We start from the raw sequence: 25,268 nt of genomic DNA on the forward strand, positions 1-25,268 counted from the left end.
GTCTTTCCCGTTTCTTTGAACACTTGAAGAAGGTTACGCCCCCGCGCCATAGGTGGCGCGGGTCGGATTGATTATTCCTTGCGGTCGCTGTTTTCGTTGGCCTTGGTTGTTTCGGCCAACGTGTCTTTGGTTGCAATGGTCACGGCCCCGCCGGACGTCAGCTTCAGCTGACCGCCCGTAACGACGCGGTCCCCTTCGTTCACACCCTCCAGCACGACCACCTCGCCCTTATAACGGGGGCCCGTCTTGACGTATTTCCGCGTGGCCGTCAGGGTCGCCTCACCCGCTTCATTCTTGCCCTCGGTCACGATATAGACCGAGTCACCATAGATGGTGAAGTCGATGGCCGTTTCCGGCAGGATTACCTGATCCGCGCCATCGGGCAGCAGCACCGTCGCGCGGGCAAACATACCCGGTTTCAATTTACCGTCTTCGTTCCCCAGGATCGCCTGAACCTTCACGGTCCGGGTTTCATCACCCACTTGCGGTTCAATCGCATTTATTTTTGCGATGAACACATCAGCCGGGTACGCATCCACGCGCAACTCCACCGCTTGTCCAACGGCGATATCGGCCAGCGTTTGTTCCGGCAGGGTAAAGTTCACAAACAATTCAGACAGGTCGGTCAGCGTCACAATCGCATCACCGGGGTTCAGATATTGCCCCAGATTGACCTGACGAATACCCAGCACACCATCGAATGGCGCGCGGATTTGTTTCTGGCGGATCACGGCTTCGGTCCGGGCGATGCCGCCTTCGGCTTCGTTCAATTCGGCACGGTCGCGGTCAACGGTGGACCGGGTCGATGCCACATCGACCAGCTTGCTGGACCGGGTCAAATTTTGCTGGGCCAATTTTGCCTGGGCCTGAAACCGGGTCAGATCGCCCTTGTCCGGTTCATCGTTCAGCTGCACCAGCAAATCGCCCGCCGCCACCAGAACGCCGGCTTCGAATGTAATGTTGGTCACGCGGCCACCCACTTCCGGCGATACGGTCACCTGACGCACGGCTTCCAATGTGCCGATGCCATCCAATGTGCGGGACACGGGTTTTTTGTCGGCTGTCACGACCACGACCGGGGCCGGGGGCTGGTGCGACATCATGGCCAGGAACTGCCCCATCATCTTCTTCTTGAACATGTCAAACCCGATCAGCCCCGCAAACAGGATACCGACCAGAATCAGGACGATGATGAAACGCTTTGCCATGATATTACCCTTTGCCTTTTTATACGCGAGCGCACGTGTGGTTCACGCCCACCTTGTATATAAACTGTGTGGTTTAGTCTACTTGATTCGCCAGACACGCACCAGAGCGGGCCAGATCGTCCGCCAAAATGCTGAAATTCCTATGCAATAATCTTGCCAGCGCGCCAGACCGTCACGGCAATCGAGATATGACAAATGGAAGGCTTGTCTATCCCCACGCTATTCACGGTCGGAATCCTCGGCCGAAACCCCAGCTTTCAAGACCCGCAGGGTCCGGGCAATCAGGTCGTCGGGCATGAATGGTTTGGCGACATAATCTTGCGCTCCGGCCTCCATCCCGCGGTCAATATCCCGCTGATCCTTATGACCGCTGAGCATAATGACGGGGATGTCTGCAGTTGCCGTATTGGACCGCACCCGTTTGAGCAGGGAAATGCCATCCACCTCGGGCATCATCACATCCAGAATAATCAGGTCGGGCGGATTAACCCGGATAATGTCGAACGCATCCTTGCCATCGCCGGCCAGCACGACCTTAAAACCACGATTGCGGAATTTGCTTTCCAGCAATTGCAGGATCAACGGGTCATTATCCGCGATCAAAACAGTATAACGGCTGGCATCCAGGATTTTTTCCACGCGTGAGACCAGATGGTCCGGATCGAACGGCTTGACCACATAATCAATCGCACCGGAATGCAGCGCGCCGACGACATCCTGTTGCTGGGCCCGCCCGGTCAGCATGACCACCGGTACATCGACATAGGTCGGATCCTGTTTCAAGCGGCGCAAAACCTCATGCCCGCTTAACCCCGGCATCATAATATCCAGAATGATCAGGTCGGGAACACCCTTCTGACATTGTGACAGCGCAGACGCACCGTCACGGGCGTTGATAACATGAATTCCCTTCTGCGCCAGCTTCAAGGACAGCATCCGGCTCAAACTCTCATCATCATCAACGATCAGGACATTCAGCACATCCTTCACATGCCCGTCACGGGCGGCGGCCTGGTCCTTTGGAATTGCCGGGCTATCGCCCCCTTTGCTGACGGCGTTACGGCATGTGCCCTGCAACACCTTCATCAGCATTTCGAATTCGGGATAGGATTCATCGTCCATCGTGCCATCATCAGGCATGGCACGGATCAAACGTTCCAGAAAAACATCCGCCTTGCGCCCGGCATCGCTGACCGCCGAAAATCCGAACGTCGCCCCCGACCCGGACATGCCATGCGCCAGCATCTGGGCGCGCAGCAAATCATCCTTGGTCAGAGGATTTAACTGGCGTTGCGCCAGAATGTTATCAATCGCCTCCACCGATTTTTCGAGCCGGCGGATATATTCGTATAAAAGCTTCTGGTACGTCTCCTCGTACGAAGGGCGTTTGACCATTTCAATGTCATCGGGATTATGCTGATTCGTCATACTTGTCTCTTTCGAAAAATTCTATTTATCCTGAAATGTATTCCAAACATTGCGCACCTGATCCGCCAGCGTCATGGGATCGAACGGTTTGGCAATGACCCCCGCCACACCCAAACGCATCAGGTCCGAAATTTCTTCCGGTCGTATTTTGGCCGTCATAAAGGCCACTGGTATATCCGCCAACTCCGGGTCCGCGCGCAGGGCCGCAAACGTTTCCGGTCCGTCCATGTCCGGCATCATCACATCCAGCAGTATCATTTGCGGTGGGTTGGCGCGGGCCGCATCCAGCCCATCCCGCCCGCAACAACACACGGCCACATTCATGCCGCCCACCATTTCCAGCGCCATTTGCGCCACGGTGCGGATGTCCTCTTCGTCATCAATATATAAGATATGTTGCAGGGGGGCCTTTGTCATTTCTTCCATCCCGTCACGGTTTTATCGGTTTCACCCAGCAGGGTCTTAATAATTTCGATCATTTCCGATTCCGGCGTCCGCGCTTTGACCAGGCAGGCCGCCGCCAGCGGCTTGATATCATCCGGAATGTCATAAGCCGAGATCACCACGATCGGGCATTTATCCTTATGCTTGATATGCTCCAGCAACGACAAACCACTGCCATCGGGCAGACGCAGGTCCAGAATGATCAAATCAAAATCGCGCCGGTCAATCATAATGTCTGCATCGCGTAATGTACGGGCATTACGCACGACGATCTGCGGTTCCAGTCCACTGCGGATAACGCGATAAAAATCCGGGTCATCTTCGACATGCAGAACGGATTTTTTCAACTGGTCCACCAGCGGGTCTTCGTCATTGGCCGTCTCTGCCGCGTTATAGACGGGCAGTTCAATAAAGAACGTCGTCCCCTGCCCCTCTTCCGTTTCAAAGTACATCCATCCGCCCATGCGTTCACACAGACCCTTGGCAATACTCAGTCCCAATCCGGTCCCGCCCTGGGCCCGGGCATCGGACGAATCGGCCTGTGCGAATTTTTCAAAGATGCGCGATTGGAATTGCCGCGGAATGCCGGGGCCATGGTCGCGCACATGCAGGCGCACACGCGATCCGTCAATGACATACCCGGCCTCAACCGTCGCCCCACGGGGGGAAAATTTAATCGCGTTGGAAACCAGATTCGATAAAACCTGCTGAAAGCGGTGCTGATCCACCAGGACGGAAACGGGGCCGGGGGCCGGACCGAGCCCCAGTTGTACACCGTATTTATCGGCATAACCCTGATTGGCCTCGACCATCTCCTGTAACACCATGCCCATATCATGCGGGGCCATATTCAATTCCAGCTGGTCCGCCTCCAGCTTGTTCATATCCAGAATATCGTTGATCAGCAGGATCAGGCGGTCTGAGTTTTTATAGGCAATATCCACCAGCTCCTGTGCCTTTTGCGGCAAGACGCCCGCCACACCGCCCGCGACCAGACCCAACGACCCACGGATGGATGTCAACGGCGTACGCAATTCATGGCTGACGGTTGAAACGAACTCGTCCTTCATCCGCTCCATGTCTTTGCGCTTGGTAATGTTTTCGACGGAAATAATGATCCCGTCCGACTGCCCGCCTTTTACATTGCCCCAGGGATGCAATTCCCATCGCGCCCAGACAGCCGGACGCCCGGGCTGGGTAATCTTGTCTTCGGAAACCACAACCGTTTCGCCGTTCAGGCATTTTTCGACCGCCTGTTTCCAGTCATCACGTGTTTGCAGGTACGGCAAAACGTCTTTCAGCTCCATGCCTGTGGCACTGCGATACCAATGACTGTCAAATTCGCTGGACCATCGGTCACTGGCGATCACGAAACGCAGATCGCGGTCCAAGGCACCAATCGCAGCGGGCGCGTGACGGATAAACGCGCGCAACTGTTCATCGGTGCGTTCAATCCGACGACGGTCACGAATGGCGCGCTCACGACTGGCCGCCAACCCCCAGAAGGACAGCAGCAACAAAACACCCAGAACAATATTGCCAGCAATCACAAAGCGGGAATACGACGCCATGCGCAAATCTGTTTCATGCAGCATTGTGCGGGCGGATTCTTCGCGAATAGCGATCAACTGTGACACAACCGCGCGAATATCGTCCATTGCGGCCTTGCCCTGACCACTTTTTATATTCTGAACTGCGTCATCAAACCCGCGATCCCGCACCAGCCGCAGCGTATCATTCGTCACCATACGCTTGCGATCTACCAGCGTGCGCAGATCATTCACCAGCGCAAGACTGTCCGCATCATCGGCCAGCTTCTGTTCAAGATGACGGATTTCATCCACGATATGGGCGGGAGCCACACTCTGATCCAGAAACGGGGCAGAGACGATCCGGCCATCATCGGCAAAATCCAGTTCATCGACCCGCATGTCATAGAGATGAAGAAATGGGCCCAGAAAATCCGGGTCGCGGGTCAGGATATACCCGCGCTGGCCGGTTTCCATGTCCTGCATCGTATTCATCAGGTGGTGCAATTCACCGATGACAATGTAGTCCACCGTCACCCGTGCATCAGCATTGCGAAAGCTGGACCACTGGATATAGGGCAAAACCCCCAGCACATTGACCAGAAGAACCAGGATCAGAAAACCAATAATCGCGTAATATCTGACTTTCACAGCAAACTTGTCCGGCGTGGATTCGATTGTGGATGACGGCCTGATTCCATTTAAGCGTTATTTCGCCTAAGAAAGGATGAAGGAACGGGCTGGGGTATGCAACCCAGCCCGTTGATTTTTCAAAATTTTTCCATATAACACGCCAAAAGCGGGACCTTCGCCCACCCCGGAACGATCAGGCCCGGTTCCAGGGCATACGCCGCAACACCATCGCCAGACCGCACCATCCGGTCAGCCCCGCCACAAACAAGGCTACCCCCAAAATCCCCGCCAGCACAAATCCCAGCGTCAGTCCCAGAAAACCAACGATCACCAACGCCGCCACCAGCGCCCCGACAATCACCTGAACCTGACGAAAAATTGACAGTGCCGGGCTCGCCGCACCGACGACGGGCAAGCCCGCATGCTTCCATGCGGTGATTCCGCCTTCAATGTTGTAAACCTCATAATCACCCACGCGATCCGCGGGCAACGCCACACAGGCGCGCCCTCCGCGCCCACCCATCAGGCATTGAAAAATTATCTTGCGCCCCTTCGGCACAGCCATTTGATCAAACAGGTCCGGAATGCGGGACAACGGCACAGACGCTGCACAGGCGATGTGCTCTGCGCTGAATTCATCGGCTTCGCGCACATCGATCAAAATGGCCTCACCGGATGACAGCCACCGATGGGCGGTTTGCGCATCAATATTGTTCACGCTCATTTCACACCTTTTTTCTTGGTTTGCGGGGTACAGAATTTTTCATACAGAATGCCCATGATCTGCACCACGTCATGCTGGGCGATGGTGTAATACAGGATGCGATGCTCACGGCGATAGGTCACAATGCCCTCGCGTTTCAATTTCGCCAAATGTTGCGACATGGATGTTTGCGGAATACCCGTCAGGGTGATCAGGTCGCTGACGTTTTTTTCACCATCCAGCAAATGACACAGGATCATCAAACGGTGACCGTTCGACAAACCTTTTAAGAACGCGGCGGCCTTGTCGGCCTGTGCCAGCATATCGTGCATTGAATGCCCCTTTACAATTTATATTTTTATGATATTATATTTTTATGAATTGATCAAGGAGAATGTCACCATGACAAAAGATTACAAACAGCTCACCCAGGATATTTCGCAATATATGGCCGAATTGCGCACCCTGACCCCCGATGCGATGCAGGGTTTTTCCGCCATGGCCAAGGGCGCGACCGCCGATGGTGCGCTGGACAAGAAAACCAAGGAATTTATTGCCCTCGCCATCGGCGTCAGCCAGCGGTGTGATGGCTGTATCGGCTTTCATGCCAAGGCTCTGAAAAATCTTGGGGCGACGCGACAGGAAATCGCCGAAGTGGTCGCCATGTGCACCTATATGGGCGGCGGACCGGCGTTGATGTACGCGGCTGACGCCCTGCGCGCCTTTGACCAGTTTAGCGCCGAAGGCTGATCCGAATACAAAAACCCCCGGCCTTTCCAGCCGGGGGTTTTTATCATTACAGCTGAATAAAAACCTGTCTATTGCATCGGCGGCACATGCAGGACAATTTCTTGCCCCTGAGCATTCCGCAAAATCACCGTCCCATCCCGCTGCGCCTGCAACTCTGTCATGCTGGTCAGCAAGGCGGTGAAAGCCGCTTCCTGCTGTGCAACATCGTCGGACAGGCACGCCATGCGCGTCATCGCCATATCCGGCTTGATGGCCAGACCATCACGGCTCAGCTCATACGTCCCGTTAAAACGGTTACAGCCGGCAAACCCGCTAATCCGCCCCTGATCATCAAAACGCACGGTCAACGGACGGTCCCCGACCGGAGCGGTATCGTTCATCATCTTCACCTGCCATTCGGTGTTTTGCACGGATGATGTTTGCGCCGGGATCTGGTTCACACTATCGGGCGTGCCCATTTTTGCGCCCTGAACCTGGCAGCTCATCTCGCCATGACCGGGAATATTCGCCAGCGCCTCATCCCCCTTGCTCCACAACATGGCAGCAGGCGTGACGCCGGAGGCCGTTTCATATTTCGCGCCCGATGCGGATACAACCGATTGCAGATGATATGTTTGATCACCCACCATCATCACGACCTTGTCCTGCCCGTCAAAAGCGGCCTGCACGATCACTGATCCGCAATTAAAAATCACAGCCCCCTGGGACAATGTTGCCAAGTCCGGTGAATCTGCTTCCGCTTGCTGGGCGTCAGAGGCCCCCGCATTCCCTGTATCCTTGTCCTTTTTCGGCAGGCATCCGGCCAGCGCCAGCGTGGCCACACCCATTAAAATCATCATCCGAACCATGGTTTCCTCCTTTTTGTGGGGGTAGTGTATCACACCTGTTTATGGCGGAAACAATCGATTGTGTGATCATTGACCATGCCAATCGCCTGCATATAGGCATACATGATCGTCGGCCCAACAAACGTCATGCCGCGTTTTTTCAGATCCTTGGACAACGCCACGGACTCCACGCTTTGGGCTGGAACATCCTTCATCGTTTTACGTTTATGGTTGATGGGTTTGCCCTCCACAAATTGCCAGACATACGCATCGAAGGAGCCGAATTCCTTTTGAATCGCCATGAATGCAATCGCATTCTTCCGCGCCCCGAACACTTTCAGCCGATTACGGATAATATCACTGTCTTTCAATAATGCGTTCAGATCCGCATCGGTCATTTTTGCAACCTTTTTGACATCAAAATTCTTGAACGCTTTGCGATAAGATTCGCGCCGTTTCAAAATCGTGGCCCAGCTCAAGCCGGCTTGCGCACCTTCCAGAATCAGCATTTCAAAATGGTGGCGGTCGTCATGCACGGGCACGCCCCATTCCACATCGTGGTAATGAATGTAATAATCAGCCCCGGATTCAACGAATCCCGCCCCAGCCCAGCCACAGCGTTGCTTTTCTTTAGGCATTTTTAAGCCCTCTTGCCCATTGTCAAAACCCATCTAGTTTTATCCGCACGTTCACATTTTGGCCACGACCATTTTTAAAAGAAGGAATCTGTCGCTATGTCCACCAAAGCCTACGCCGCACAAACCGCCAAAACGCCACTGGCTCCCTTCACGCTGGAACGCCGGGCGGTTGGAGCCAACGATGTCGCGATCGATATTTTATTTTGCGGCGTCTGCCATTCCGATTTGCATACGGCCCGTGGCGAATGGGGTGGCGTGAAATTTCCGTCGGTCCCTGGCCATGAAATTGTCGGGCGGGTCACTCAGGCGGGCGGTAACGTCAAAAATTTTAAAGTCGGGGACATTGTCGGCGTCGGGTGCATGGTCGATAGCTGCCGTACCTGCCCGTCTTGCAAAGACGGGTTGGAGCAATATTGCGAAGGGCCCGACGGTTTTACAGGAACCTATAACGGCACGATGAGCGGCCGTGGCGATAACACATTTGGCGGCTATTCCACCGATATCGTTGTGGATCAGCATTTCGTTCTGAAAATCAACCATGACGAATCCGATCTGGCCGGCGTGGCTCCGTTGCTGTGTGCGGGCATCACCACCTGGTCCCCGTTACGCCATTGGAACGTTGGCCCCGGAAAAAAGGTTGGCATCGTTGGCATTGGCGGGCTGGGCCATATGGGCATCAAACTGGCGCATGCGTTGGGCGCCCATGTCGTGGCCTTTACCACATCGGAATCCAAGCGTCAGGCTGCATTGGACCTGGGTGCGGATGAAGTGGTTATTTCAAAAAACAGCGCGGACATGAAAAAACACGCGCTCAGCTTTGATTTCATCCTGAACACCGTGGCCGCACCGCATAATCTGGATGCTTTTATGGCGTTGTTGAAACGTGACGGCACGATGACCCTGGTCGGAGTCCCATCGGAGCCACACCCATCGCCGTTCGTCGGGAATCTGATCTTCAAGCGCCGTCAATTGGCGGGATCCTTGATCGGCGGCATTCCGGAAACGCAGGAGATGCTCGATTTCTGCGCCAAACACAACATCACCGCCGATATCGAGATGATCAAAATGCAGGACATCGAAAACGCCTATGAACGCATGTTGAAAAGCGATGTGAAATATCGCTTCGTCATCGACATGAACAGCCTGAAAACAGCTTAAAATCACCACAGAAGGAGAGAAATCATGAAAAAAATCGCTTTATTATCCGCCACCATCGCAACCCTGGGATTGGCCACGGCCGCACAAGCCGAATATACGGGACCGGGCGCAGGCACACCAGCCCCCTCCACGGTTGCCGCAGTTTTGAGCGAAGGCCACGACGATCAGGATGTCACCTTGCGCGGACATCTGGTCGAAAAAGTCGGCAAGGAAAAATACATTTTCGCCGACGACAGCGGGAAAATCCGCGTTGACATCGATCATGATGATTTTCCAAACGCTGCCGTTGACGAAAAAACCATGATCGAAATCACCGGAGAAATCGAAAAAGACTTCATGGAAAGCCCGGAAATTGACGTCGACAAACTCACTATCGTGAAATAAGACACAGCATATAAAGAAAACCCCCGCACCACATGCGGGGGTTTTTTATTAATGCGGCAGGCTTTATAGTGATTCGCAACGCCGATTTCAAACCGAGGCCCCGTATGAATACACCCCCGCCGTGCCCACAATGCCAATCTTCCTACACCTATCATGACGGCGTTTTATATAACTGCCCAGAATGCGGCCATGCCTGGTCCGCTGAAATTTCCGGAACCGCACAGGACCCAGATGAAAAGATTGTCCGTGACGCCAACGGTACAGTTTTGAATGATGGCGATACCGTCACCGTTATCAAAGATTTAAAAATCAAGGGATCGTCCGACGTGGTCAAAGTCGGAACCAAGGTCAAAAATATCCGCCTGGTCGATGGCGACCATGATATTGATTGCAAAATTCCGGGCATCGGCCCCATGGGGCTGAAGTCTGAATTTGTGAAAAAGGTCGTAGACTAGAGGCCCATCCTATGAACGTTTACGCATCCGTTAGCGATGCGGCCGTGCGCGCAATCAAAACCTTATCAATCCGCAATCCATCCATATCGATGATTTCAAAGCGGTATCCCTTGAAATCAAAAGACATGCCGGCGCTTAATGATCCGCGCAGATGCATCATCACAAAACCGGCAATGGTTTCATAATCATCATCGGCAGGAACATCCTCAATCCCCGTTACCATGTGAATTTCTTCAATCGGTGTCAGCCCATCGACCAGCCATGATCCGTCTTCGCGCTGGACAATCAACGGCCCTTCATCATGGTCATAGTTGGAGGGCATCATTCCCACAATCGCTTCCAACAAGTCTGACGTCGTAAAAAGCCCGTCAAACGTACCGTATTCATCAATCACCGCCGCGATATGCAGGCTCTTGCGGCGAAACAGGCCCAGGACATCAAGGCAAGACGTGCTTTCATTCACGAACAGGACATCCTGCATATAATCGCGCACGCGGAAATCCTGATCTTTTTTATATCCGGCCAACATCTGTTTGGCTTTAACAAAGCCCAAGACATGGGTCTTGTCCTTATCAATCACAGGGTAGCGGGAGTGCCCGGCCTCGGCGATTTTGCGGCACACATCTGCAAAACTGTCATCAACATCAATAAAGCTGACATCGGTGCGGTGGGTCATGATGGATTTAACATCGCGATCCCCCAGACGGATCACACGGCGGATCACATCATGTTCTTCACCCTCAATCGCGCCACTCATCACACCTTCGGCGATCATGGCGGTGATTTCTGTTTCGGTAACACCCTCGTCCCGCGGCTTAATCCGCATCACAATCATCAGGAACCGAGCCGATAATTCCAATACCATCACAACCGGCGTACAGATTTTTGACACCAGCTTCATCAGCGGTGCCACCAGCATCGCGAATTTTTCTGAATTGTTCAGCGCCAGCTGCTTGGGCACCAACTCACCGACAACAACGGAAAAATAAGTAATCAGACCCACCACCAGCATAACGGCAACCGTTTCGCCATAGGGTGAAATGAACTCGATCTGGTTGAACGGTTCTTTTAATTTTTCGGCAATCGTCGCGCCGCCATACGCGCCGGCCAAAATCCCGACCAATGTAATGCCCACCTGTACCGTCGACAAAAAGCGCCCGGGATTTTCCGCCAAGTCCAACGCCGCCTGCGCCGCCTTTTTGCCCTGTTTGGCGTATTGACGCAGCAGGGGCTTGCTGGACGACACAATGGCCATTTCCGACAATGCAAAAAATGCGTTCAACAGCAGCAAAAAGGCAATAATCAAAATCTCGTTCGACATGGTGGTCCGTATGCGGTGGAAATGAAAAACAATACCCGCTTTTTCATAGCATATTTTTTGTTCTATCAGAACCATTTAACGGCCCGCAGACGCCATAAAAAAGGTGTCGCAACGGCCGTTGCGACACCTTTTCATCTTTTCACCATTTATAAGATCAGAGCAAATCAAACCGATCCGCGTTCATCACCTTGGTCCATGCGGCAATGAAGTCGTGGACGAATTTTTCTTTGTTATCGTCCTGGGCATACACCTCGGCATAGGCGCGCAGGATGGAGTTAGACCCGAACACCAGATCGACACGCGTCGCGGTCCATTTCACCGCACCGGTTTTGCGATCACGGATTTCGTACAAATCCTGGCCTGCCGGCACCCATGTATAGTGCATGTCTGTCAGGTTGACGAAGAAATCCGTGGTCAGCGCGCCTTCACGGTCGGTGAAAACACCATGCTTCGTGCCACCGTGATTGGTACCCAACACCCGCATTCCGCCGACCAGAACGGTCATTTCCGGCGCCGTCAGTCCCATGAGCTGGGTGCGGTCGAGCATCAATTCCTCGGTGCTGACAACGTAATCCTTTTTGACCCAGTTACGGTAACCATCATGAATCGGCTCCAGCGGGGCGAAGGATTCCGCATCCGTCATCGCCTGTGTGGCATCGCCACGGCCGGGGGCAAAGGGAACCGTAACATTGAATCCAGCCGCTTTCGCCGCTTTTTCAATTCCAACATTCCCGCCCAGAACAATCACATCGGCCACGCTGACTCCTGTGTCTGCGGCAATTTTTTCATAGAGAGCCAGAACCTTGGACAGGCGGGCAGGTTCGTTCCCCTCCCAATCCTTTTGCGGGGCCAGACGAATGCGCGCCCCATTGGCCCCGCCGCGACGGTCAGACCCGCGGAAGGTCCGCGCGCTGTCCCATGCGGTTGTGACAAGTTCGGAAACGCTCAACCCTGCGGCTTCAATCTTGGCCTTCACCGCGTTGACATCATATGTCGTTTTTCCCGCCGGAATCGGATCCTGCCAGATCAAATCTTCCTGCGGAATATCCGGGCCGATATAAATCGATTTCGGACCGAGGTCGCGGTGGGTCAATTTGAACCACGCACGGGCAAATGCATCCGAAAACGCATCAAAATCATTCATGAAGCGCAGGGAAATTTCGCGATAAATCGGATCAACGCGCAACGCCATATCGGCATCGGTCATCATCGGATTGTGACGCATGGACGGGTCTTCGACATCGACGGGTTTGTCTTCCTCCTTGATCGAAACCGGTTCCCATTGCGTCGCCCCCGCCGGGGATTTGCGCAATTCCCATTCATGGCCGAACAGCATTTTAAAGAAGCCGTTATCCCACTGCGTCGGGTTGGTCGTCCATGCGCCTTCCAGGCCGCTGACCATCGTGTCACGGCCAATGCCGCGCCCCTTGGTGTTCATCCACCCCAACCCCTGATATTCCGGGCCTGCGGCTTCCGGGTTCGGGCTCAAATCCGACGCCTTGCCGTTGCCATGGCATTTGCCAATGGTGTGGCCACCGGCGGCCAGGGCCACAGTTTCCTCGTCATTCATCCCCATCCGGGCGAAGGTTTCGCGCATTTGCGCAGCGGTCGCCAACGGGTCGGATTTTCCGTTCACACCTTCCGGATTGACGTAGATCAATCCCATCTGCACCGCGGCCAGCGGGTTTTCCAACGTGGATGGATTTTTTACATCGCCATAACGACTATCGCTGGGGGCCAGCCATTCTTTTTCATCGCCCCAATAGATGTCTTTTTCCGGGTGCCAGATATCTTCGCGGCCGAAGGCAAAACCAAATGTTTTCAAACCAGCTTCTTCATACGCCATGGTGCCGGCCAGCATGATCAGATCAGCCCAGCTGATTTTATTGCCGTATTTTTTCTTGATGGGCCACAACAGACGGCGGCCTTTGTCCGTGTTGACGTTATCGGGCCAGCTGTTCAGCGGGGCGAAACGCTGGTTGCCGGTGTTGCCACCACCACGACCATCGGTGTTGCGGTAAGACCCGGCGGCATGCCAGGCCACGCGGGCCATCATCCCGACATAGCTGCCCCAATCGGCGGGCCACCATTCTTGCGAATCCTTCATCAGCGCGCGCAAATCCGCTTTCAGCGCAGCAACATCCAGTTTCTTCAACTCTTCGCGGTAATTAAAATCTTTGCCCAGCGGATTGGTTTTCGCATCGTGCTGATGCAGGATGTCGAGGTTCAGCGCATTCGGCCACCAATCCATCACAGACTTACCCATCGCGGTCATCCCGCCATGCATAACGGGGCATTTACCGGCATTTTTCATGATTGTCTCCTGTATGAGTGTTTGACGCAGTGTTTTGACCAGAGGACTCCTGACACGATGGACAGACGCCCCAGAAAATCACCTCGGCCTGATCAATGGCATAACCATGGGTGCTGGCCGGGGACAGGCACGGGGCCAGGCCCTTGCAATCCGTATCCTCGATATGGCCGCACGTACGGCAGACAATATGATGATGATTGTCCCCCACCCGGGTTTCATACAGCGACACCCGCCCCTTGGGCTTGATCTCCTGAATGATCGCGGCCTCGGTCAGGGCGTTGAGATTGTTGTATACGGCCTGCAATGTGGCGGTTGGAATTCGCTGCTGGACCGCCGCGAAAATCGTGTTCGCATCGGAATGCGGATGATCATGCAACGCCTGCAAAACCGCCAAACGTACGGCGGTCAGACTGAGGTTATGATCTTTGAGCAGATGGGTAAAATCGACGTTCATGGCAGTTTTTATAGCAGATTAAAAAATTGAATCAATCAATTTTTCTTGGGCCGGCCCCGCATTATCGCAAATATTCCAGCCTTTCACACCCTCTCGCCCTGATCCAACATCCTGAAAAATCGTTTTGTATCGGCACGCACCGCGTCTTTTTTTTCATCATCCATGGCCCCAAGGGTACGATAGGTATGCGCCAGGCGCGGATTGGTTCGAAAAACATCCGCATGCCGCAAAAAGAAATCCCAATACAGATAATTGAACGGGCACGCATCGGCGCCATTCTTTTTCGCAACTTTGTATGAACAATTTTTACAGTAATTTGACATGCGGTTTATGTAGGCGCCGCTAGCCGCATACGGTTTGCTGGCCAAAAGACCGCCATCAGCATACAGGATCATGCCGCTGACATTGGGCATTTCCACCCATTCATAGGCATCGGCATACACGACCAGATACCATTCATTCACCTCATCCGGGTCCAACCCGGCCAGAAGTGCAAAATTCCCCAGAACCATCAAGCGCTGGATATGGTGCGCATAGGCATGGGCTTTTGTTTCCATGACGCATTGGCGCAGACAATTCATCTTTGTTTCACCGGACCAATACAGCCACGGCAACGCCCTCTGCGCCCCAAGATAATTTTCACGGGCGTAGTCCGGCATTTTCAGCCAGTACAGGCCCCGCACATATTCACGCCAGCCCAAGATCTGGCGAATAAAGCCCTCGACCGCATTTAAGGGAGCGATTTGATTATAATAGGCTTCCTCGGCCCGGATAATCACCTCATGCGGCAGCAACAGGCCGCAATTCAGATAAAAGCTGATATGCGAATGAAACATCCATGGCTCACCCTGTAACATCGCATCCTGATATGTTCCAAAATTTTCCAGCCGCTCTGTCATAAAATGATCAAGGGCTTTTAACGCATCATCACGTGTGACAGCGTAGTGAAATGGTTCCAGATCGCCAAAATGATCACCAAAACGCTCCGCCACCAGATTTATACAGGATCGGGTGATTTCATCCGGCGGGACGCTGAACGGCTTTGGAATTTTTATTCCGTCCTTTGGCGGCTGCCTGTTATCCGGATCATAATTCCATTGCCCGCCGACAGGGTCAGTGCCATTCATCAGGATCGCATGACGTTTGCGCATATCACGATAAAAGAATTCCATGCGCAGCTGCTTGCGCCCGGCAGCCCATGCGGAAAATTCCTCAGGCGACGATAAAAAGCGATCATCCGGGCGAATATCCACCGCAACGCCAAAATCTTCCGCCCACGCTTCCATGTCCTTCAAGACGCGATATTCACCCGGAAACGTCACCACAATGCGGTCAAACAGTTCGCCAGCCAACGCCCGCCGGATTTCACCGCGGAAGGATCCGGCATTGTCAGCATCATCCAGCTTTGTGTAACACACACGAAATCCAGATTGCACGAGTTCCCCGGCGAAATGCCGCATGGCAGAAAATAAAAAGGCAATTTTCTTTTTGTGATGCTTGACGTAGGTCGCTTCGTCCCACACTTCGCACATTAAAATCGTGTCGCTTTCCGGATTGCAGTCCTTCAAGCTGGATATAGCGTGCGAAAGCTGATCCCCCAGAATAAGACGAAGCGTTTTCATGGCGGCCTATCGCTTTATCCCGCGCATCAGACGGAAATAAAACGGATAGGGAAGAATCCGCAACAGCTTCATCAAAAACGTAAATTTTTTGGGAAAATGAATTTCAAAGCGTCTACCCACCAGCCCATCGGCAATCGCCCGCGCCGCCGCTGGCGGATCAATGATCATTGGCATGGCAAAATCATTTTTATCCGTCATCGGCGTTCTGACGAACCCGGGGCTGATTAAACGGACATCAATATTGTCATCCGCTACCTCAGCACGCAGGGATTCTGCGATACTGATGATGGCCGCTTTTGTCGCGCTATATGGTTGCCCGCCGGGCAATCCCCTATATCCTGCGACACTGCCGCACAGGGCAATCTGGCCGAAGCCCTGTGCCCTGTAATGTGGAATCACATGGCGCAGCAATGTCAGCGCTCCCTCAAGATTGATGGACATGGTTTTTTCCACATCCGCCGCCTTGATATCGGCAATTTTTCCGGGCGTGTAGGTTGCAGCCAGATAGATCACACTGTCAATTGTACCGACAGCCTTGAAGGCTTCTGAAAATTTATCCTGATCTGTAACGTCAAATGCGATGACCTTATGCCGCCCATCCAAAATCCCATTCAATCGCGACAAGGCCGCATCATCCCGTGCCGACAGGATCAAGGTCGCACCACGGTTATGCAATTCCTGGGCAAGGGCGTGGCCAATTCCCGAACTTGCGCCGATAATCCATACCGTCTTTCCCGTATAGTTTTTCATTTATGTCTTTCGAAAAAATCAATCATATCATCGCGGACCGGGGCTTTATCTTGCCACACCCAGCTCAGCGCGCCTATGATTTCCTTGTGGTCAATGCCGGGGTAAATATTCGATTCAACCACACCACCACGGTCATCAATTTTTGCTTTCAAGCGATCCAGATTACGTTGAATAACATCAACGTCATCCGCCCCATGCAGCAGAAGCATGGGTGGCTGGTGGCCATCCACGAATGTCGGCACCTGCATGCGCGGGTAATGCTCTGGCGGGCCAAACATGTCTTTTAGATCTTCATCCTCGGGGATGAAATCATAAGGGCCCGCCAACCCGGCGAATCCGGACACAATCGTCCGATCCTTGCCCATATTTTGCAGGTAGACCGGATCAACTGCCACAAGCGCCGCAAGATGCGCACCAGATGAATGACCCGAAAGATAAAGACGGCGGTTGTCACCATGATACGCACCAATATGGTCATAAACCCACGCCGTGGCCTGGGCTGCATCCTGGGCAAAGGTGGGGAATTTAACCCGTGGGTATTTGGAATAATCGGGAATAACAACAATATACCCCCGCTCAACGAACGGAAGCGCAGCAAAGGCATATTGTTCCTTGTTACCAAACGTCCATCGACCGCCATAGAAGAAAACCAGAACTGGCGCTGGTGCGGAAACGGTTTTGGGCACAAATATATCGAGCTTCTGCCACTCTTCCGCGCCATAGGAAATGTCGGCATATTTTTGCGCATCGGTGAACGCAACGGGCATATTGGCCACAAAAAACGATGTCGGCGCACAGGCGGCAACCCAAAACATGGCCAACACGGCCAGAATCATCGGAACGCGCCGGGCCATCGTTTTATTTCTTCTTCATAAAGATCGTCAGTTCGGCCACCGTAATCCCGAATTTTTTGATGTATGAACGATTGATCAAGACGCCATCTTTCATGGCAAACATCCAGTCATCGAACGTGACAAGATATGTTTTTCCATCAACCTCAAGGTTCATCTGATATTGCCACTGCACAGCATTACCATTGGTTTGGCCACGGGCCTTGCCCTTGATATCGCTGGCTGTGCCTTCATAATCCTTGTCGGAAATTTTGGTGATATTCCATACACGGCGCTGTGTCTTGCCATTATCATAGACAAAATCTTCTTCCAGCGTGCCGGTGTCACCGTCCCATGACCCCACCATTTCAATGTCGAATTTACGCGTCACGTTGCCACGCCAGTCCTGAACAACACCCCAGGCCTGAATGGGCCCGTCGAAATATTCCTTGATATCAAGCGTTGGCGTCGTGTTGTCGTAATGGCTCAACGACGGTGATGTGCAGGCACTAAGAACCATGACCGCCCCCAGAAGAATGAGATTTTTCAGGCGATTCATGATCGTAGTCCTTTCGTGAATGATTCAAATTCAACAAACTCTGCCGCAGGGCGGGCGTGCTGGTCTGTGCATCAAACCAGATACGGAAAAATTCGCGACCGAACGCGGGATCATTCACGCGTCCAATCTGTCTGTCTTCTTCGAAGAAAATCGCTGGACCGCCGGGAACATACACACCTGTGATCACGCTGCCCGGGGATACGTCGGGGAAAATGCGGCTCATCTGGTCATGCCAGGCCGCGAGCTTGACCTCGTTTCCGTATCCAAGACGGCGCATTTCACTCACGGCATGGTCGGCAATTTTGCGACCTTCCAATTCTTGAAGATAATTCAATTCCAGTGCAAAAGGCTTGTTATGATCATAAACACCGCGCGGCGCATAAAGCTTCGCCTCATACACATCCCAGAGCAAAACCTGTGCCCGCCCTTGCCCGACCAGCTTCGCTTCCGGGACATGGTTGCTGACATACTCCGCCGCATAAACCGGCGTAATTCCAATCATCGCCAGCGCGCAGGCGGTCCGCACGACGCTACGCATGGGAAACCTCAACCTGCATGACATTTGTACGGCCCGCACGAAAACCGCCCGCACAAGCCCCAAGGTAGAAGCGCCACAGGCGAATAAACCCATCATCAAAACCAAGGGCACGGACCTGATCCACCTTTTGGTCAAAGGTTTTAAGCCATTCGATCAAGGTGCTGGCATAATCCTGGCCAAAGAAGAATTCGTTCTTCACTTTCAAGCCAGCTTTTGCAGCTTCCTGGCGGAAACGCGACGGGGACGGAAGCATTCCGCCAGGAAAGATAAAGCTCCGGATAAAATCACCGCCAACACGGTAGCGGTCAAAATCCGTGTCATTGATTGTAATTGTCTGAATAACGGCCTTGCCATCCGACTTCATCAAATCACCCAGCTTTTTAAAATAAGCGGGCCAGAAACGTTCACCAACCGCTTCAAACATCTCAATCGAAACGATGCGGTCATACAGGCCGGATTGATGTCGGTAATCTTCCAGCACAATATCGGCATACCCGGCAGTCCGCTTTTTCGCGTAATCATGTTGTTCATCAGACAGGGTGATACCCTTCAACGCAAAATCGCCGCGCGCATGGGCGCGCTCCGCAAATCCACCCCATCCGCATCCAACCTCCAGCACACGCCCGGACGCAGTCTCCATACGGTCCAGAATCCGGTCATATTTATTCGTCTGCGCCTGCGCGAGGGTTTCGGAATCATCTTTGTAAAGAGCCGATGAATACGTCATCGTTGGGTCCAGCCACAGGGAATAGAAATTATTCCCCAGATCGTAATGTTCATGAATGTTCCGACGGCTGCCCTTCACCGTATTCATTCTAGCCAGATAAGAAAACATCGACGCCGTTCGCATGATCTTGCTGCCGGCAATCAACCCATCGAGCGCGCGGCGATTTTTTAATCCGATCGCGGTAAAATCAACCAGATTGTCCGCCTGCCATTTACCGGCGCGATAATCCTCGGCCAGACCAATATCGCCCTTACAGATCATATTGGTCACCACGCTCCAATCATGCAGCTCCAGATGCGCTGTCTCACCCGGCTTCCGCCCTTGGAACACGCGGGTTTTGCCATCGGGCGTCGTAACCGTCAGCGTGCCGGATTCCAGGGAATTCAGACGCTTAAATAACTGATCTGATGCAAGCTTTTCCAACATAATTAAATTGTATCTCCTGCGGCCTTGAGCCTGGGTTACATCAACATTAAATTTTTTTCAGATTCCCGGTCGCGCTGACATGGCGCGGATCCTGCGGCGGTTTGGGGATATACCGAATGCCCTTCATCATCAGCTTTAACGCCTGATAATGAATAAGCGTAATGGCCTTGAGGGTAATCAATGGATAAGCCCAGATCATACGGCGGCATGATTGCTTCGTCATGGCGATATAGGATCCAGCCAGCGTCGTGACCAATTTTTTCTGTCCCTCTCCATCGTAATAATCAATCCAGACCTTGAATCGATCATCTGTGGAATCGAAACGAAATTCATAATGCCCTTCCCGTTCCAGAAAGGGCGAAACGTGGAAAATTTTCTGCGCCGTCAGGGTTTCATCAGGCGTTATGGCGCGGCCATCATCATGCGCACACAGATATGTATGCGCCTCACCAAACGTGTTGTGAACTTCACACAACACGGCTTTTAAGACACCTGATTTATCGTGACACAGCCAGAAACTGACCGGATTGAACACATAGCCGAAAATGCGCGGCATACAGACCAGAATAATGTCACCATCCAGATGGATATTCGATTGCCCCAATATGCCCCGCGCCCATTCTTCCAGGCCGCCATCTGTACCATTCCCATGATCGCGATCGTAAAAACTCATCGCCCCGAAGGCATTATAGCGAACGGGCATTTTCCCCAGCATCGAAAGCGGCAAGGCCAGGTAATAAATGCCATAGCGAAAATGATTTTTACGCGGGAACAACCGCCCGTGCATCACATGGCCGGTCATAAGCTGGGGGCTGGTCACGACCATGGTATCGCCACCCCCATTTTGCGCGCAATATTAACCGCGCTCCACAACCCATCTTCATGGAAACCATAACGTTGATAAGCCCCACAAAACCACAATCCGTTGCGGCCTTGTATTGCGTCTATTCGCGCCTGCGCACGAATGGCCGATTCATCAAAGACAGGATGGTGAAAAATATGTTCATCATAAACCCGGGACGATTCCGGCATACGGCCCGGATTCAACGTCACCAAAATCGGCGTTGATGTCGGCAATGATTGCAGATTGTTCATCCAATAACTCAAAGACACAGAGGACTTATCGTCCCTGGGCGTATCATTCAGGTAAATCCAACTGGCCCAACAGGCGCGGCGCCGTGGCATAAAACTTGTATCGCCATGAACCACAATTTTGTTTTCCTGATACCGAAAACTGCCGATAACCGCTGCCGTTTCGGCCTCTGGATCCTGGATCATCCCGATGGCTTCATCGGGATGACAGGCGAAAATAACCTGGTCAAAAAGATAATCCGCACCGTCCTGATCCACCAGCCTGATCTGGCCATTCTGGCTGATTACCTTTTTTATGCTGATCCCGGCACGAATCTGATGGGAAAAATCCTGAGTCAGGCGACGGATATATTCACGGCTCCCTCCCTTGACCGTGTACCATTGCGGGCGATTTTTAATGTTCAGCAACCCATGATTCTTGAAAAACCGAACATAGGTCGCGGCAGGGAAGTCCAGGATCGTGTTGATCGGGCAACTCCAGATCGCCGCCCCCATGGCCAGAAGGTAATAGCGACGGAACCAATCCCCCATCTTCAATTCGTCCAGGCACTGGCCCAGTGTCACCGACGGGTCTTTTTCCAAATATTGTTCGGCGCGCTTATTAAACCGCAGAATATCAATGATCATGCGCCAATACGCAGGGCGCAGCATGTTGATTTTCTGCGCGAACAGCCCGTTTGAACTGTACTCCAGCAGATTGCCGATGCGCACGCCGAACGACATGTCGCTTTTTTCATACGGCACGCCGATATGATCGAACAATTCGAACAGATTGGGATAATTCCAGTCGTTAAAAACGATAAATCCTGTATCAACAGGGACCGTCGCGCCATCCGCAGGAACATCAATTGTCCGGCTGTGCCCACCGACATAGGCATTTTTTTCAAAAACGGTAATATCATGGGTGTGCCGGAGCAGCCATGCCGCTCCCAACCCGGAAATTCCAGCACCGATAATTGCGATTTTCATTTGGTTATGATGCGACAAGCGGACTTACGCGTCCATGGATCAATAATTACAAAATGGTAATAATTGAAAACCCGTCCGAGGTGTTTTCGGCCCGAACCTGCCCGTTATGCAGCGCGACAACCGCCGCAACCAGACTGAGCCCCAATCCGGTTCCCGCCGTGCTGCGGCTTGCTTCCGTCCGGTAAAAACGCTCAAAAATCTTGTCCAAATCCGTGCTGGCCACACCGGGGCCGCTATCCGTCACGCACAGGCGGATGCACTCCCCTGTATGCTCCAGCACAATCCCAATCGTGCCGCGCACGGGGGTGTATTTGAGAGCGTTGTCCAGAATATTGGCAAAGGCCTGAAACAGCAGATCCCTGTCCCCGTCCATCGGCGCGCTACTTAAGGAGAGATCAAGAGTGATTTCTTTTTCTTCCGCTAGCGGCTCATAAAAATCAACCACATCGCGCACCACATCGCACAGATCGATGGCCTGAAACCGGCTGCGCTGCCGCTCTGTCTCAATACGCGAGATTCTCAGAAGCGCATTGAACGTGGACAGAAGATGATCCGCCTCCTTCAAAAGCTCATCCTTCTTCTCACCATTTGTGGATTCAATTTTTTGGCGCAGTCGCGTCAATGGCGTGCGTAGATCATGGGCGATATTGTCGGACACCTGCCGCACACCGGTCATCAACTGCTCAATACGCGATAACAGCATATTCAAAACGGTCGTCATATTTCCCAGATCATCCCAGCGTGATCCAATATCAATGCGGCGGGTCAAATCGCCCGTTTCGATAATTTCGCGCGCCGTATTTGCGATCTTGTTCGTGCCCTTAACGACGAACACGCTGATAATATAGCTGACGAACACAACGATCATGACAAACGCAATGCTGCAAATACCAATCCACTGCATAAAACGAAAATCATGGACAATCTCGGTAATGTCATACCCGACCAGAAGACTTCGCCCATCCGGGAACTGATGGATTTTTGCGGCATACCGACGCCCATCTTCCGGATAAACAAAGACCAAAATCCCTTCACGCAAAACCGAAAGGTCAGGCTGCACATCGCCGGGGATTGTTCCATCATCATCCAGCGGGAGATAAAGCCGGCCGGGATTCATGGGCAGGGAGGGCTGGCCCACTTTTTCTTCAAGATAACGAATTTCGGATTCAAGCACGGCTTCCGTGCTTTGTTCAAAATGTCCGCGTGCGAAATAGTTGATGAAATACCCAAGGCTCAAAGCCGCCGCACCACACAAAATGGTAAACAGCATCGCCATGATGAAGCTGGAGCTTTTGATATAGCGACGGCCAGTCATCATACTATTCATCCCGGATCATATACCCCGCACCGCGCACAGTATGGATCAACGGATTTTTTGCGTTTTCGTCGATCTTGCGGCGCAGCCGGGAAATATGAACGTCAATCACATTGGTTTGTGGGTCAAAATGATAATCCCACACATGCTCCAGAAGCATGGTGCGTGTTACCACCTGCCCCTTGTGGCGCAACAAATACTCCAAAAGTTTGAATTCACGGGCCTGAAGATCAATGTCACGCGATCCGCGGGTAATTTTTCGGGACAACAGGTTTAGCGTCAAGTCACCCGCGGCCAGAATTGTCTCCGCCGTCTGCGCGCCATTCCCGGTTCGTCGCGCCAGAATTTCAACCCGGGCCAGAAGTTCGGCAAAGGCAAAAGGTTTGACCAGATAATCGTCCCCGCCCGAGCGCAAACCCTTCACCCGGTCATCCACCTCCCCCAGCGCACTGAGGATCAAGGCGGGTGTCGTGTTTCCGGCCCCTCGTATGGTTTTGATCACGGTCAAGCCATCCAGTTCAGGCAACATGCGGTCAACGATCAGGACGTCATAATTTTCCGTGGTGGCCAGGAACAATCCCTCCTTGCCACTCGCGGTCGTATCGGCCGTATGGCCCGCCTCCCTCATCCCTTTGGCAAGGTAGGACAGAACTTCTGGCTCGTCTTCTATAATTAAAATGCGCATGGGATCATTATATTACACACATTCATGCAGCCCGCATAAGGCTATTTTGATTATGAATTATTTGTAATTCTGGCCCTCATGCAAAGGCGAGCGCCAGACAGGGTATCCCCGCCCGGCGCCCGCCTTGCACATGATTTCAGGACACGCGCATTTCCTTGCGGGTCTTGAGCAGGGAGAAAATAATCCCGGAGGCCAAAATCGTCAGGGTAATTCCCAGCGACAGCCCCGGGTCCATCTTGCCCACAAGCTGATTCCAGAAAATTTTTCCGCCAATAAAGATCAGAACCACCGACAGTGCATATTTTAAATACACGAACCGATGCATCATGGCGGCCAAGGCGAAATACAGCGCCCGCAACCCCAGAATCGCGAAAATATTGCTCGTATAAACAATATACGGATCCGTGGTAATCGCGAAAATGGCCGGAACGGAATCGACGGCGAAAATGATGTCGACGAATTCCACCATCAGCAAGGCCAAAAATAACGGCGTCGCATACCGTACATATCGGCCGGTTTTCGGGTCCTCTTTCTTGATGAAGAATTTTTGGCCGTGGATTTCATCCGTCACCCGCATATGGCGGCGCAAGAATTTGATGATCTTGCTGTCCCCCATATCCTTTTTTTCATCGCCGGAAAACATCATCTTAATCCCGGTCAGGATCAGGAACGCGCCGAATACATAAAGAATCCAGCTGAACTCGCTGACCAATGCGGTCCCAAACCCGATCATGATTCCGCGCAGGACGATAACGCCCAGAATCCCCCAGAACAAAACCCTGTGCTGGTATATCTGCGGCACGGCAAAGTACGTAAAGATCAGCGAGATTACAAAGATGTTATCCAGCGCCAACGTCTTTTCGACAAAAAATCCGGTCAGGTAATTCATACCGGATTCCCGGCCCATTTCCCACCAGACCCAGCCACCGAAAATCAGCGCAATGGTAATGTAACCTGCACTCATCCACAGGCTTTCTTTCACGCCAATGACGTGATTGTCCTTGTGTAAAATGCCCAGATCAACAACCAAAAGCGTTACAACAATCCCCATGAAGAGAAGCCACAACCAGGCCTCCTTGCCCAGGAACATCAGATTTAAAAAATCTAGCGAAAGATCCATTTTCCCAATCCTCAATAAGGAAGGGCGAAGAGGACTCCCCCCTTCGCCCCATTAAAATCAGAAGTCAAAGATGTCGACGATCCGCGACAACTTGCTTTTCTTCCCATGGTGACGATAATTTTTTTCATAGCGATCATCATCGTCGTCATCATCGCGTCCATATTTTGGGGCACGATGATCCGGACGCGAAGACGCATATGCGGCGGATGATTCATTCACTACATCGTCCTTGATAATCGCCATCAGCTTCTCAAGCTCACCCCTGTCCAACCAGATGCCGCCGGATGTAGGGCACACATCGATTTCAATGCCATAGCGGTGGATCTGTCGCATCGGCGACCCGTCAATCGGAGATATTAAAAGAGGCATAACACCTTTCCTTCGTTGTC

The 25,268-nt window shown here is 52.7% G+C and carries 27 protein-coding genes; 4 read left to right on the forward strand and 23 right to left on the reverse strand.

Going from position 1 to position 25,268, the window contains the following annotated elements; all coding sequences use genetic code 11:
• Positions 1 to 71 precede the first annotated feature (71 nt).
• The 6 genes from MICA_RS10410 to MICA_RS10435 all read right to left on the reverse strand — a co-directional run bounded on the left by MICA_RS10410 (position 72) and on the right by MICA_RS10435 (position 6,277).
• Entirely contained in the window at positions 72 to 1,208 is a 1,137-nt protein-coding gene (locus MICA_RS10410) for an efflux RND transporter periplasmic adaptor subunit (RefSeq protein ID WP_014103713.1), read from the reverse strand.
• A 219-nt stretch (positions 1,209 to 1,427) separates the two neighbouring features.
• A complete protein-coding gene (locus MICA_RS10415; RefSeq protein ID WP_014103714.1) occupies positions 1,428 to 2,636 on the reverse strand; it encodes a response regulator in 1,209 nt (402 codons plus the stop codon).
• A gap of 21 nt (positions 2,637 to 2,657) precedes the next feature.
• A complete protein-coding gene (locus MICA_RS10420) occupies positions 2,658 to 3,053 on the reverse strand; it encodes a response regulator (protein WP_014103715.1) in 396 nt (131 codons plus the stop codon).
• Positions 3,050 to 5,260 carry an ATP-binding protein gene (locus MICA_RS10425; protein WP_014103716.1) on the reverse strand — a complete coding sequence of 737 codons (2,211 nt, stop codon included), beginning with the start codon at positions 5,258 to 5,260 and terminating at the stop codon, positions 3,050 to 3,052. The genes MICA_RS10420 and MICA_RS10425 overlap by 4 nt, the downstream gene beginning before the upstream one ends.
• A 175-nt stretch (positions 5,261 to 5,435) precedes the next feature.
• Complete coding sequence (locus tag MICA_RS10430; protein WP_014103717.1) at positions 5,436 to 5,966, reverse strand: rhodanese-like domain-containing protein; 531 nt, start codon at positions 5,964 to 5,966, stop codon at positions 5,436 to 5,438.
• On the reverse strand, positions 5,963 to 6,277 hold the full coding sequence (locus MICA_RS10435; RefSeq protein ID WP_014103718.1) for an ArsR/SmtB family transcription factor: 315 nt from the start codon (positions 6,275 to 6,277) through the stop codon (positions 5,963 to 5,965). Before MICA_RS10435 ends, MICA_RS10430 begins: the two co-directional genes overlap by 4 nt.
• 70 nt (positions 6,278 to 6,347) lie before the next feature.
• Here MICA_RS10435 and MICA_RS10440 point away from each other — a divergent pair, with 70 nt between their 5' ends.
• Positions 6,348 to 6,695: a carboxymuconolactone decarboxylase family protein gene (locus MICA_RS10440; protein ID WP_014103719.1), complete on the forward strand. Its 348-nt coding sequence runs from the start codon at positions 6,348 to 6,350 to the stop codon at positions 6,693 to 6,695.
• 68 nt (positions 6,696 to 6,763) lie between these two features.
• Here the strand turns inward: MICA_RS10440 and MICA_RS10445 are convergent, their stop codons facing one another.
• Together MICA_RS10445 and MICA_RS10450 are read right to left on the reverse strand one after the other, a co-directional pair.
• Positions 6,764 to 7,543 (reverse strand): META domain-containing protein, encoded by a 780-nt coding sequence (locus tag MICA_RS10445; protein ID WP_014103720.1) that lies wholly within the window; start codon positions 7,541 to 7,543, stop codon positions 6,764 to 6,766.
• A gap of 29 nt (positions 7,544 to 7,572) precedes the next feature.
• Positions 7,573 to 8,160 (reverse strand): DNA-3-methyladenine glycosylase I, encoded by a 588-nt coding sequence (locus tag MICA_RS10450; RefSeq protein ID WP_041794586.1) that lies wholly within the window; start codon positions 8,158 to 8,160, stop codon positions 7,573 to 7,575.
• Between the two features lie 96 nt (positions 8,161 to 8,256).
• Here MICA_RS10450 and MICA_RS10455 point away from each other — a divergent pair, with 96 nt between their 5' ends.
• From MICA_RS10455 to MICA_RS10465, 3 genes are all read left to right on the forward strand, one after another.
• Positions 8,257 to 9,318, forward strand: coding sequence for an NAD(P)-dependent alcohol dehydrogenase (locus MICA_RS10455; RefSeq protein ID WP_014103722.1), 1,062 nt, complete (start codon positions 8,257 to 8,259; stop codon positions 9,316 to 9,318).
• Positions 9,319 to 9,342: 24 nt separating this feature from the next.
• Positions 9,343 to 9,702: a YgiW/YdeI family stress tolerance OB fold protein gene (locus MICA_RS10460; RefSeq protein WP_014103723.1), complete on the forward strand. Its 360-nt coding sequence runs from the start codon at positions 9,343 to 9,345 to the stop codon at positions 9,700 to 9,702.
• A 104-nt stretch (positions 9,703 to 9,806) separates the two neighbouring features.
• Entirely contained in the window at positions 9,807 to 10,157 is a 351-nt protein-coding gene (locus MICA_RS10465; RefSeq protein WP_014103724.1) for a zinc ribbon domain-containing protein YjdM, read from the forward strand.
• 19 nt (positions 10,158 to 10,176) lie between these two features.
• On the opposite strand, the gene MICA_RS10470 is transcribed toward MICA_RS10465, so the two are convergent.
• From MICA_RS10470 to MICA_RS10540, 15 genes are all read right to left on the reverse strand, one after another.
• Positions 10,177 to 11,478, reverse strand: a complete 1,302-nt coding sequence (locus MICA_RS10470) for a hemolysin family protein (RefSeq protein WP_041794589.1) — start codon at positions 11,476 to 11,478, stop codon at positions 10,177 to 10,179.
• A 154-nt stretch (positions 11,479 to 11,632) separates the two neighbouring features.
• Positions 11,633 to 13,792: a catalase/peroxidase HPI gene (gene katG, locus MICA_RS10475; RefSeq protein ID WP_014103726.1), complete on the reverse strand. Its 2,160-nt coding sequence runs from the start codon at positions 13,790 to 13,792 to the stop codon at positions 11,633 to 11,635.
• Positions 13,776 to 14,246 carry a Fur family transcriptional regulator gene (locus tag MICA_RS10480; protein ID WP_014103727.1) on the reverse strand — a complete coding sequence of 157 codons (471 nt, stop codon included), beginning with the start codon at positions 14,244 to 14,246 and terminating at the stop codon, positions 13,776 to 13,778. Before MICA_RS10480 ends, katG begins: the two co-directional genes overlap by 17 nt.
• 83 nt (positions 14,247 to 14,329) lie before the next feature.
• A complete protein-coding gene (locus MICA_RS10485) occupies positions 14,330 to 15,868 on the reverse strand; it encodes a cryptochrome/photolyase family protein (RefSeq protein ID WP_014103728.1) in 1,539 nt (512 codons plus the stop codon).
• A gap of 6 nt (positions 15,869 to 15,874) precedes the next feature.
• Entirely contained in the window at positions 15,875 to 16,618 is a 744-nt protein-coding gene (locus tag MICA_RS10490; protein ID WP_014103729.1) for an SDR family NAD(P)-dependent oxidoreductase, read from the reverse strand.
• Positions 16,615 to 17,472 carry an alpha/beta hydrolase gene (locus MICA_RS10495; protein WP_041794069.1) on the reverse strand — a complete coding sequence of 286 codons (858 nt, stop codon included), beginning with the start codon at positions 17,470 to 17,472 and terminating at the stop codon, positions 16,615 to 16,617. Before MICA_RS10495 ends, MICA_RS10490 begins: the two co-directional genes overlap by 4 nt.
• Before the next feature lie 4 nt (positions 17,473 to 17,476).
• On the reverse strand, positions 17,477 to 18,007 hold the full coding sequence (locus MICA_RS10500; protein WP_014103731.1) for a DUF3833 domain-containing protein: 531 nt from the start codon (positions 18,005 to 18,007) through the stop codon (positions 17,477 to 17,479).
• Complete coding sequence (locus tag MICA_RS10505) at positions 17,958 to 18,545, reverse strand: chalcone isomerase family protein (protein ID WP_014103732.1); 588 nt, start codon at positions 18,543 to 18,545, stop codon at positions 17,958 to 17,960. The genes MICA_RS10500 and MICA_RS10505 overlap by 50 nt, the downstream gene beginning before the upstream one ends.
• Complete coding sequence (locus tag MICA_RS10510) at positions 18,538 to 19,698, reverse strand: class I SAM-dependent methyltransferase (RefSeq protein WP_014103733.1); 1,161 nt, start codon at positions 19,696 to 19,698, stop codon at positions 18,538 to 18,540. Before MICA_RS10510 ends, MICA_RS10505 begins: the two co-directional genes overlap by 8 nt.
• 46 nt (positions 19,699 to 19,744) lie before the next feature.
• Entirely contained in the window at positions 19,745 to 20,524 is a 780-nt protein-coding gene (locus MICA_RS10515) for a DUF1365 domain-containing protein (protein ID WP_014103734.1), read from the reverse strand.
• Positions 20,515 to 21,759 (reverse strand): NAD(P)/FAD-dependent oxidoreductase, encoded by a 1,245-nt coding sequence (locus MICA_RS10520; RefSeq protein WP_014103735.1) that lies wholly within the window; start codon positions 21,757 to 21,759, stop codon positions 20,515 to 20,517. Before MICA_RS10520 ends, MICA_RS10515 begins: the two co-directional genes overlap by 10 nt.
• 46 nt (positions 21,760 to 21,805) lie before the next feature.
• Entirely contained in the window at positions 21,806 to 23,077 is a 1,272-nt protein-coding gene (locus tag MICA_RS10525; protein ID WP_014103736.1) for a sensor histidine kinase, read from the reverse strand.
• A gap of 1 nt (position 23,078) precedes the next feature.
• Positions 23,079 to 23,759, reverse strand: coding sequence for a response regulator transcription factor (locus MICA_RS10530; RefSeq protein WP_014103737.1), 681 nt, complete (start codon positions 23,757 to 23,759; stop codon positions 23,079 to 23,081).
• 136 nt (positions 23,760 to 23,895) lie between these two features.
• Positions 23,896 to 24,879, reverse strand: a complete 984-nt coding sequence (locus tag MICA_RS10535; protein ID WP_014103738.1) for a TerC family protein — start codon at positions 24,877 to 24,879, stop codon at positions 23,896 to 23,898.
• Between the two features lie 57 nt (positions 24,880 to 24,936).
• A complete protein-coding gene (locus MICA_RS10540; RefSeq protein WP_014103739.1) occupies positions 24,937 to 25,248 on the reverse strand; it encodes a TFIIB-type zinc ribbon-containing protein in 312 nt (103 codons plus the stop codon).
• Between the last annotated feature and the right edge of the window lie 20 nt (positions 25,249 to 25,268).

Source organism: Micavibrio aeruginosavorus ARL-13 (genome assembly GCF_000226315.1).
Lineage (GTDB): Bacteria > Pseudomonadota > Alphaproteobacteria > Micavibrionales > Micavibrionaceae > Micavibrio > Micavibrio aeruginosavorus_B.

What these genes read in the sequence shown, in the direction of transcription:
- MICA_RS10440 (WP_014103719.1), top strand. Translation starts at nt 6,348, where the DNA reads ATGACAAAAGATTACAAACAGCTCACCCAGGATATTTCGCAATATATG.
- MICA_RS10450 (WP_041794586.1), bottom strand. Translation starts at nt 8,160, where the DNA reads ATGCCTAAAGAAAAGCAACGCTGTGGCTGGGCTGGGGCGGGATTCGTT.
- MICA_RS10510 (WP_014103733.1), bottom strand. Translation starts at nt 19,698, where the DNA reads ATGTTGGAAAAGCTTGCATCAGATCAGTTATTTAAGCGTCTGAATTCC.
- MICA_RS10460 (WP_014103723.1), top strand. Translation starts at nt 9,343, where the DNA reads ATGAAAAAAATCGCTTTATTATCCGCCACCATCGCAACCCTGGGATTG.
- MICA_RS10415 (WP_014103714.1), bottom strand. Translation starts at nt 2,636, where the DNA reads ATGACGAATCAGCATAATCCCGATGACATTGAAATGGTCAAACGCCCT.
- MICA_RS10455 (WP_014103722.1), top strand. Translation starts at nt 8,257, where the DNA reads ATGTCCACCAAAGCCTACGCCGCACAAACCGCCAAAACGCCACTGGCT.
- MICA_RS10470 (WP_041794589.1), bottom strand. Translation starts at nt 11,478, where the DNA reads ATGTCGAACGAGATTTTGATTATTGCCTTTTTGCTGCTGTTGAACGCA.
- MICA_RS10420 (WP_014103715.1), bottom strand. Translation starts at nt 3,053, where the DNA reads ATGACAAAGGCCCCCCTGCAACATATCTTATATATTGATGACGAAGAG.
- MICA_RS10530 (WP_014103737.1), bottom strand. Translation starts at nt 23,759, where the DNA reads ATGCGCATTTTAATTATAGAAGACGAGCCAGAAGTTCTGTCCTACCTT.
- katG (WP_014103726.1), bottom strand. Translation starts at nt 13,792, where the DNA reads ATGAAAAATGCCGGTAAATGCCCCGTTATGCATGGCGGGATGACCGCG.
- MICA_RS10445 (WP_014103720.1), bottom strand. Translation starts at nt 7,543, where the DNA reads ATGGTTCGGATGATGATTTTAATGGGTGTGGCCACGCTGGCGCTGGCC.
- MICA_RS10410 (WP_014103713.1), bottom strand. Translation starts at nt 1,208, where the DNA reads ATGGCAAAGCGTTTCATCATCGTCCTGATTCTGGTCGGTATCCTGTTT.
- MICA_RS10485 (WP_014103728.1), bottom strand. Translation starts at nt 15,868, where the DNA reads ATGAAAACGCTTCGTCTTATTCTGGGGGATCAGCTTTCGCACGCTATA.
- MICA_RS10520 (WP_014103735.1), bottom strand. Translation starts at nt 21,759, where the DNA reads ATGAAAATCGCAATTATCGGTGCTGGAATTTCCGGGTTGGGAGCGGCA.
- MICA_RS10540 (WP_014103739.1), bottom strand. Translation starts at nt 25,248, where the DNA reads ATGCCTCTTTTAATATCTCCGATTGACGGGTCGCCGATGCGACAGATC.
- MICA_RS10505 (WP_014103732.1), bottom strand. Translation starts at nt 18,545, where the DNA reads ATGCGTAGCGTCGTGCGGACCGCCTGCGCGCTGGCGATGATTGGAATT.
- MICA_RS10435 (WP_014103718.1), bottom strand. Translation starts at nt 6,277, where the DNA reads ATGCACGATATGCTGGCACAGGCCGACAAGGCCGCCGCGTTCTTAAAA.
- MICA_RS10490 (WP_014103729.1), bottom strand. Translation starts at nt 16,618, where the DNA reads ATGAAAAACTATACGGGAAAGACGGTATGGATTATCGGCGCAAGTTCG.
- MICA_RS10500 (WP_014103731.1), bottom strand. Translation starts at nt 18,007, where the DNA reads ATGAATCGCCTGAAAAATCTCATTCTTCTGGGGGCGGTCATGGTTCTT.
- MICA_RS10515 (WP_014103734.1), bottom strand. Translation starts at nt 20,524, where the DNA reads ATGGTCGTGACCAGCCCCCAGCTTATGACCGGCCATGTGATGCACGGG.
- MICA_RS10430 (WP_014103717.1), bottom strand. Translation starts at nt 5,966, where the DNA reads ATGAGCGTGAACAATATTGATGCGCAAACCGCCCATCGGTGGCTGTCA.
- MICA_RS10495 (WP_041794069.1), bottom strand. Translation starts at nt 17,472, where the DNA reads ATGGCCCGGCGCGTTCCGATGATTCTGGCCGTGTTGGCCATGTTTTGG.
- MICA_RS10480 (WP_014103727.1), bottom strand. Translation starts at nt 14,246, where the DNA reads ATGAACGTCGATTTTACCCATCTGCTCAAAGATCATAACCTCAGTCTG.
- MICA_RS10535 (WP_014103738.1), bottom strand. Translation starts at nt 24,879, where the DNA reads ATGGATCTTTCGCTAGATTTTTTAAATCTGATGTTCCTGGGCAAGGAG.
- MICA_RS10525 (WP_014103736.1), bottom strand. Translation starts at nt 23,077, where the DNA reads ATGATGACTGGCCGTCGCTATATCAAAAGCTCCAGCTTCATCATGGCG.
- MICA_RS10465 (WP_014103724.1), top strand. Translation starts at nt 9,807, where the DNA reads ATGAATACACCCCCGCCGTGCCCACAATGCCAATCTTCCTACACCTAT.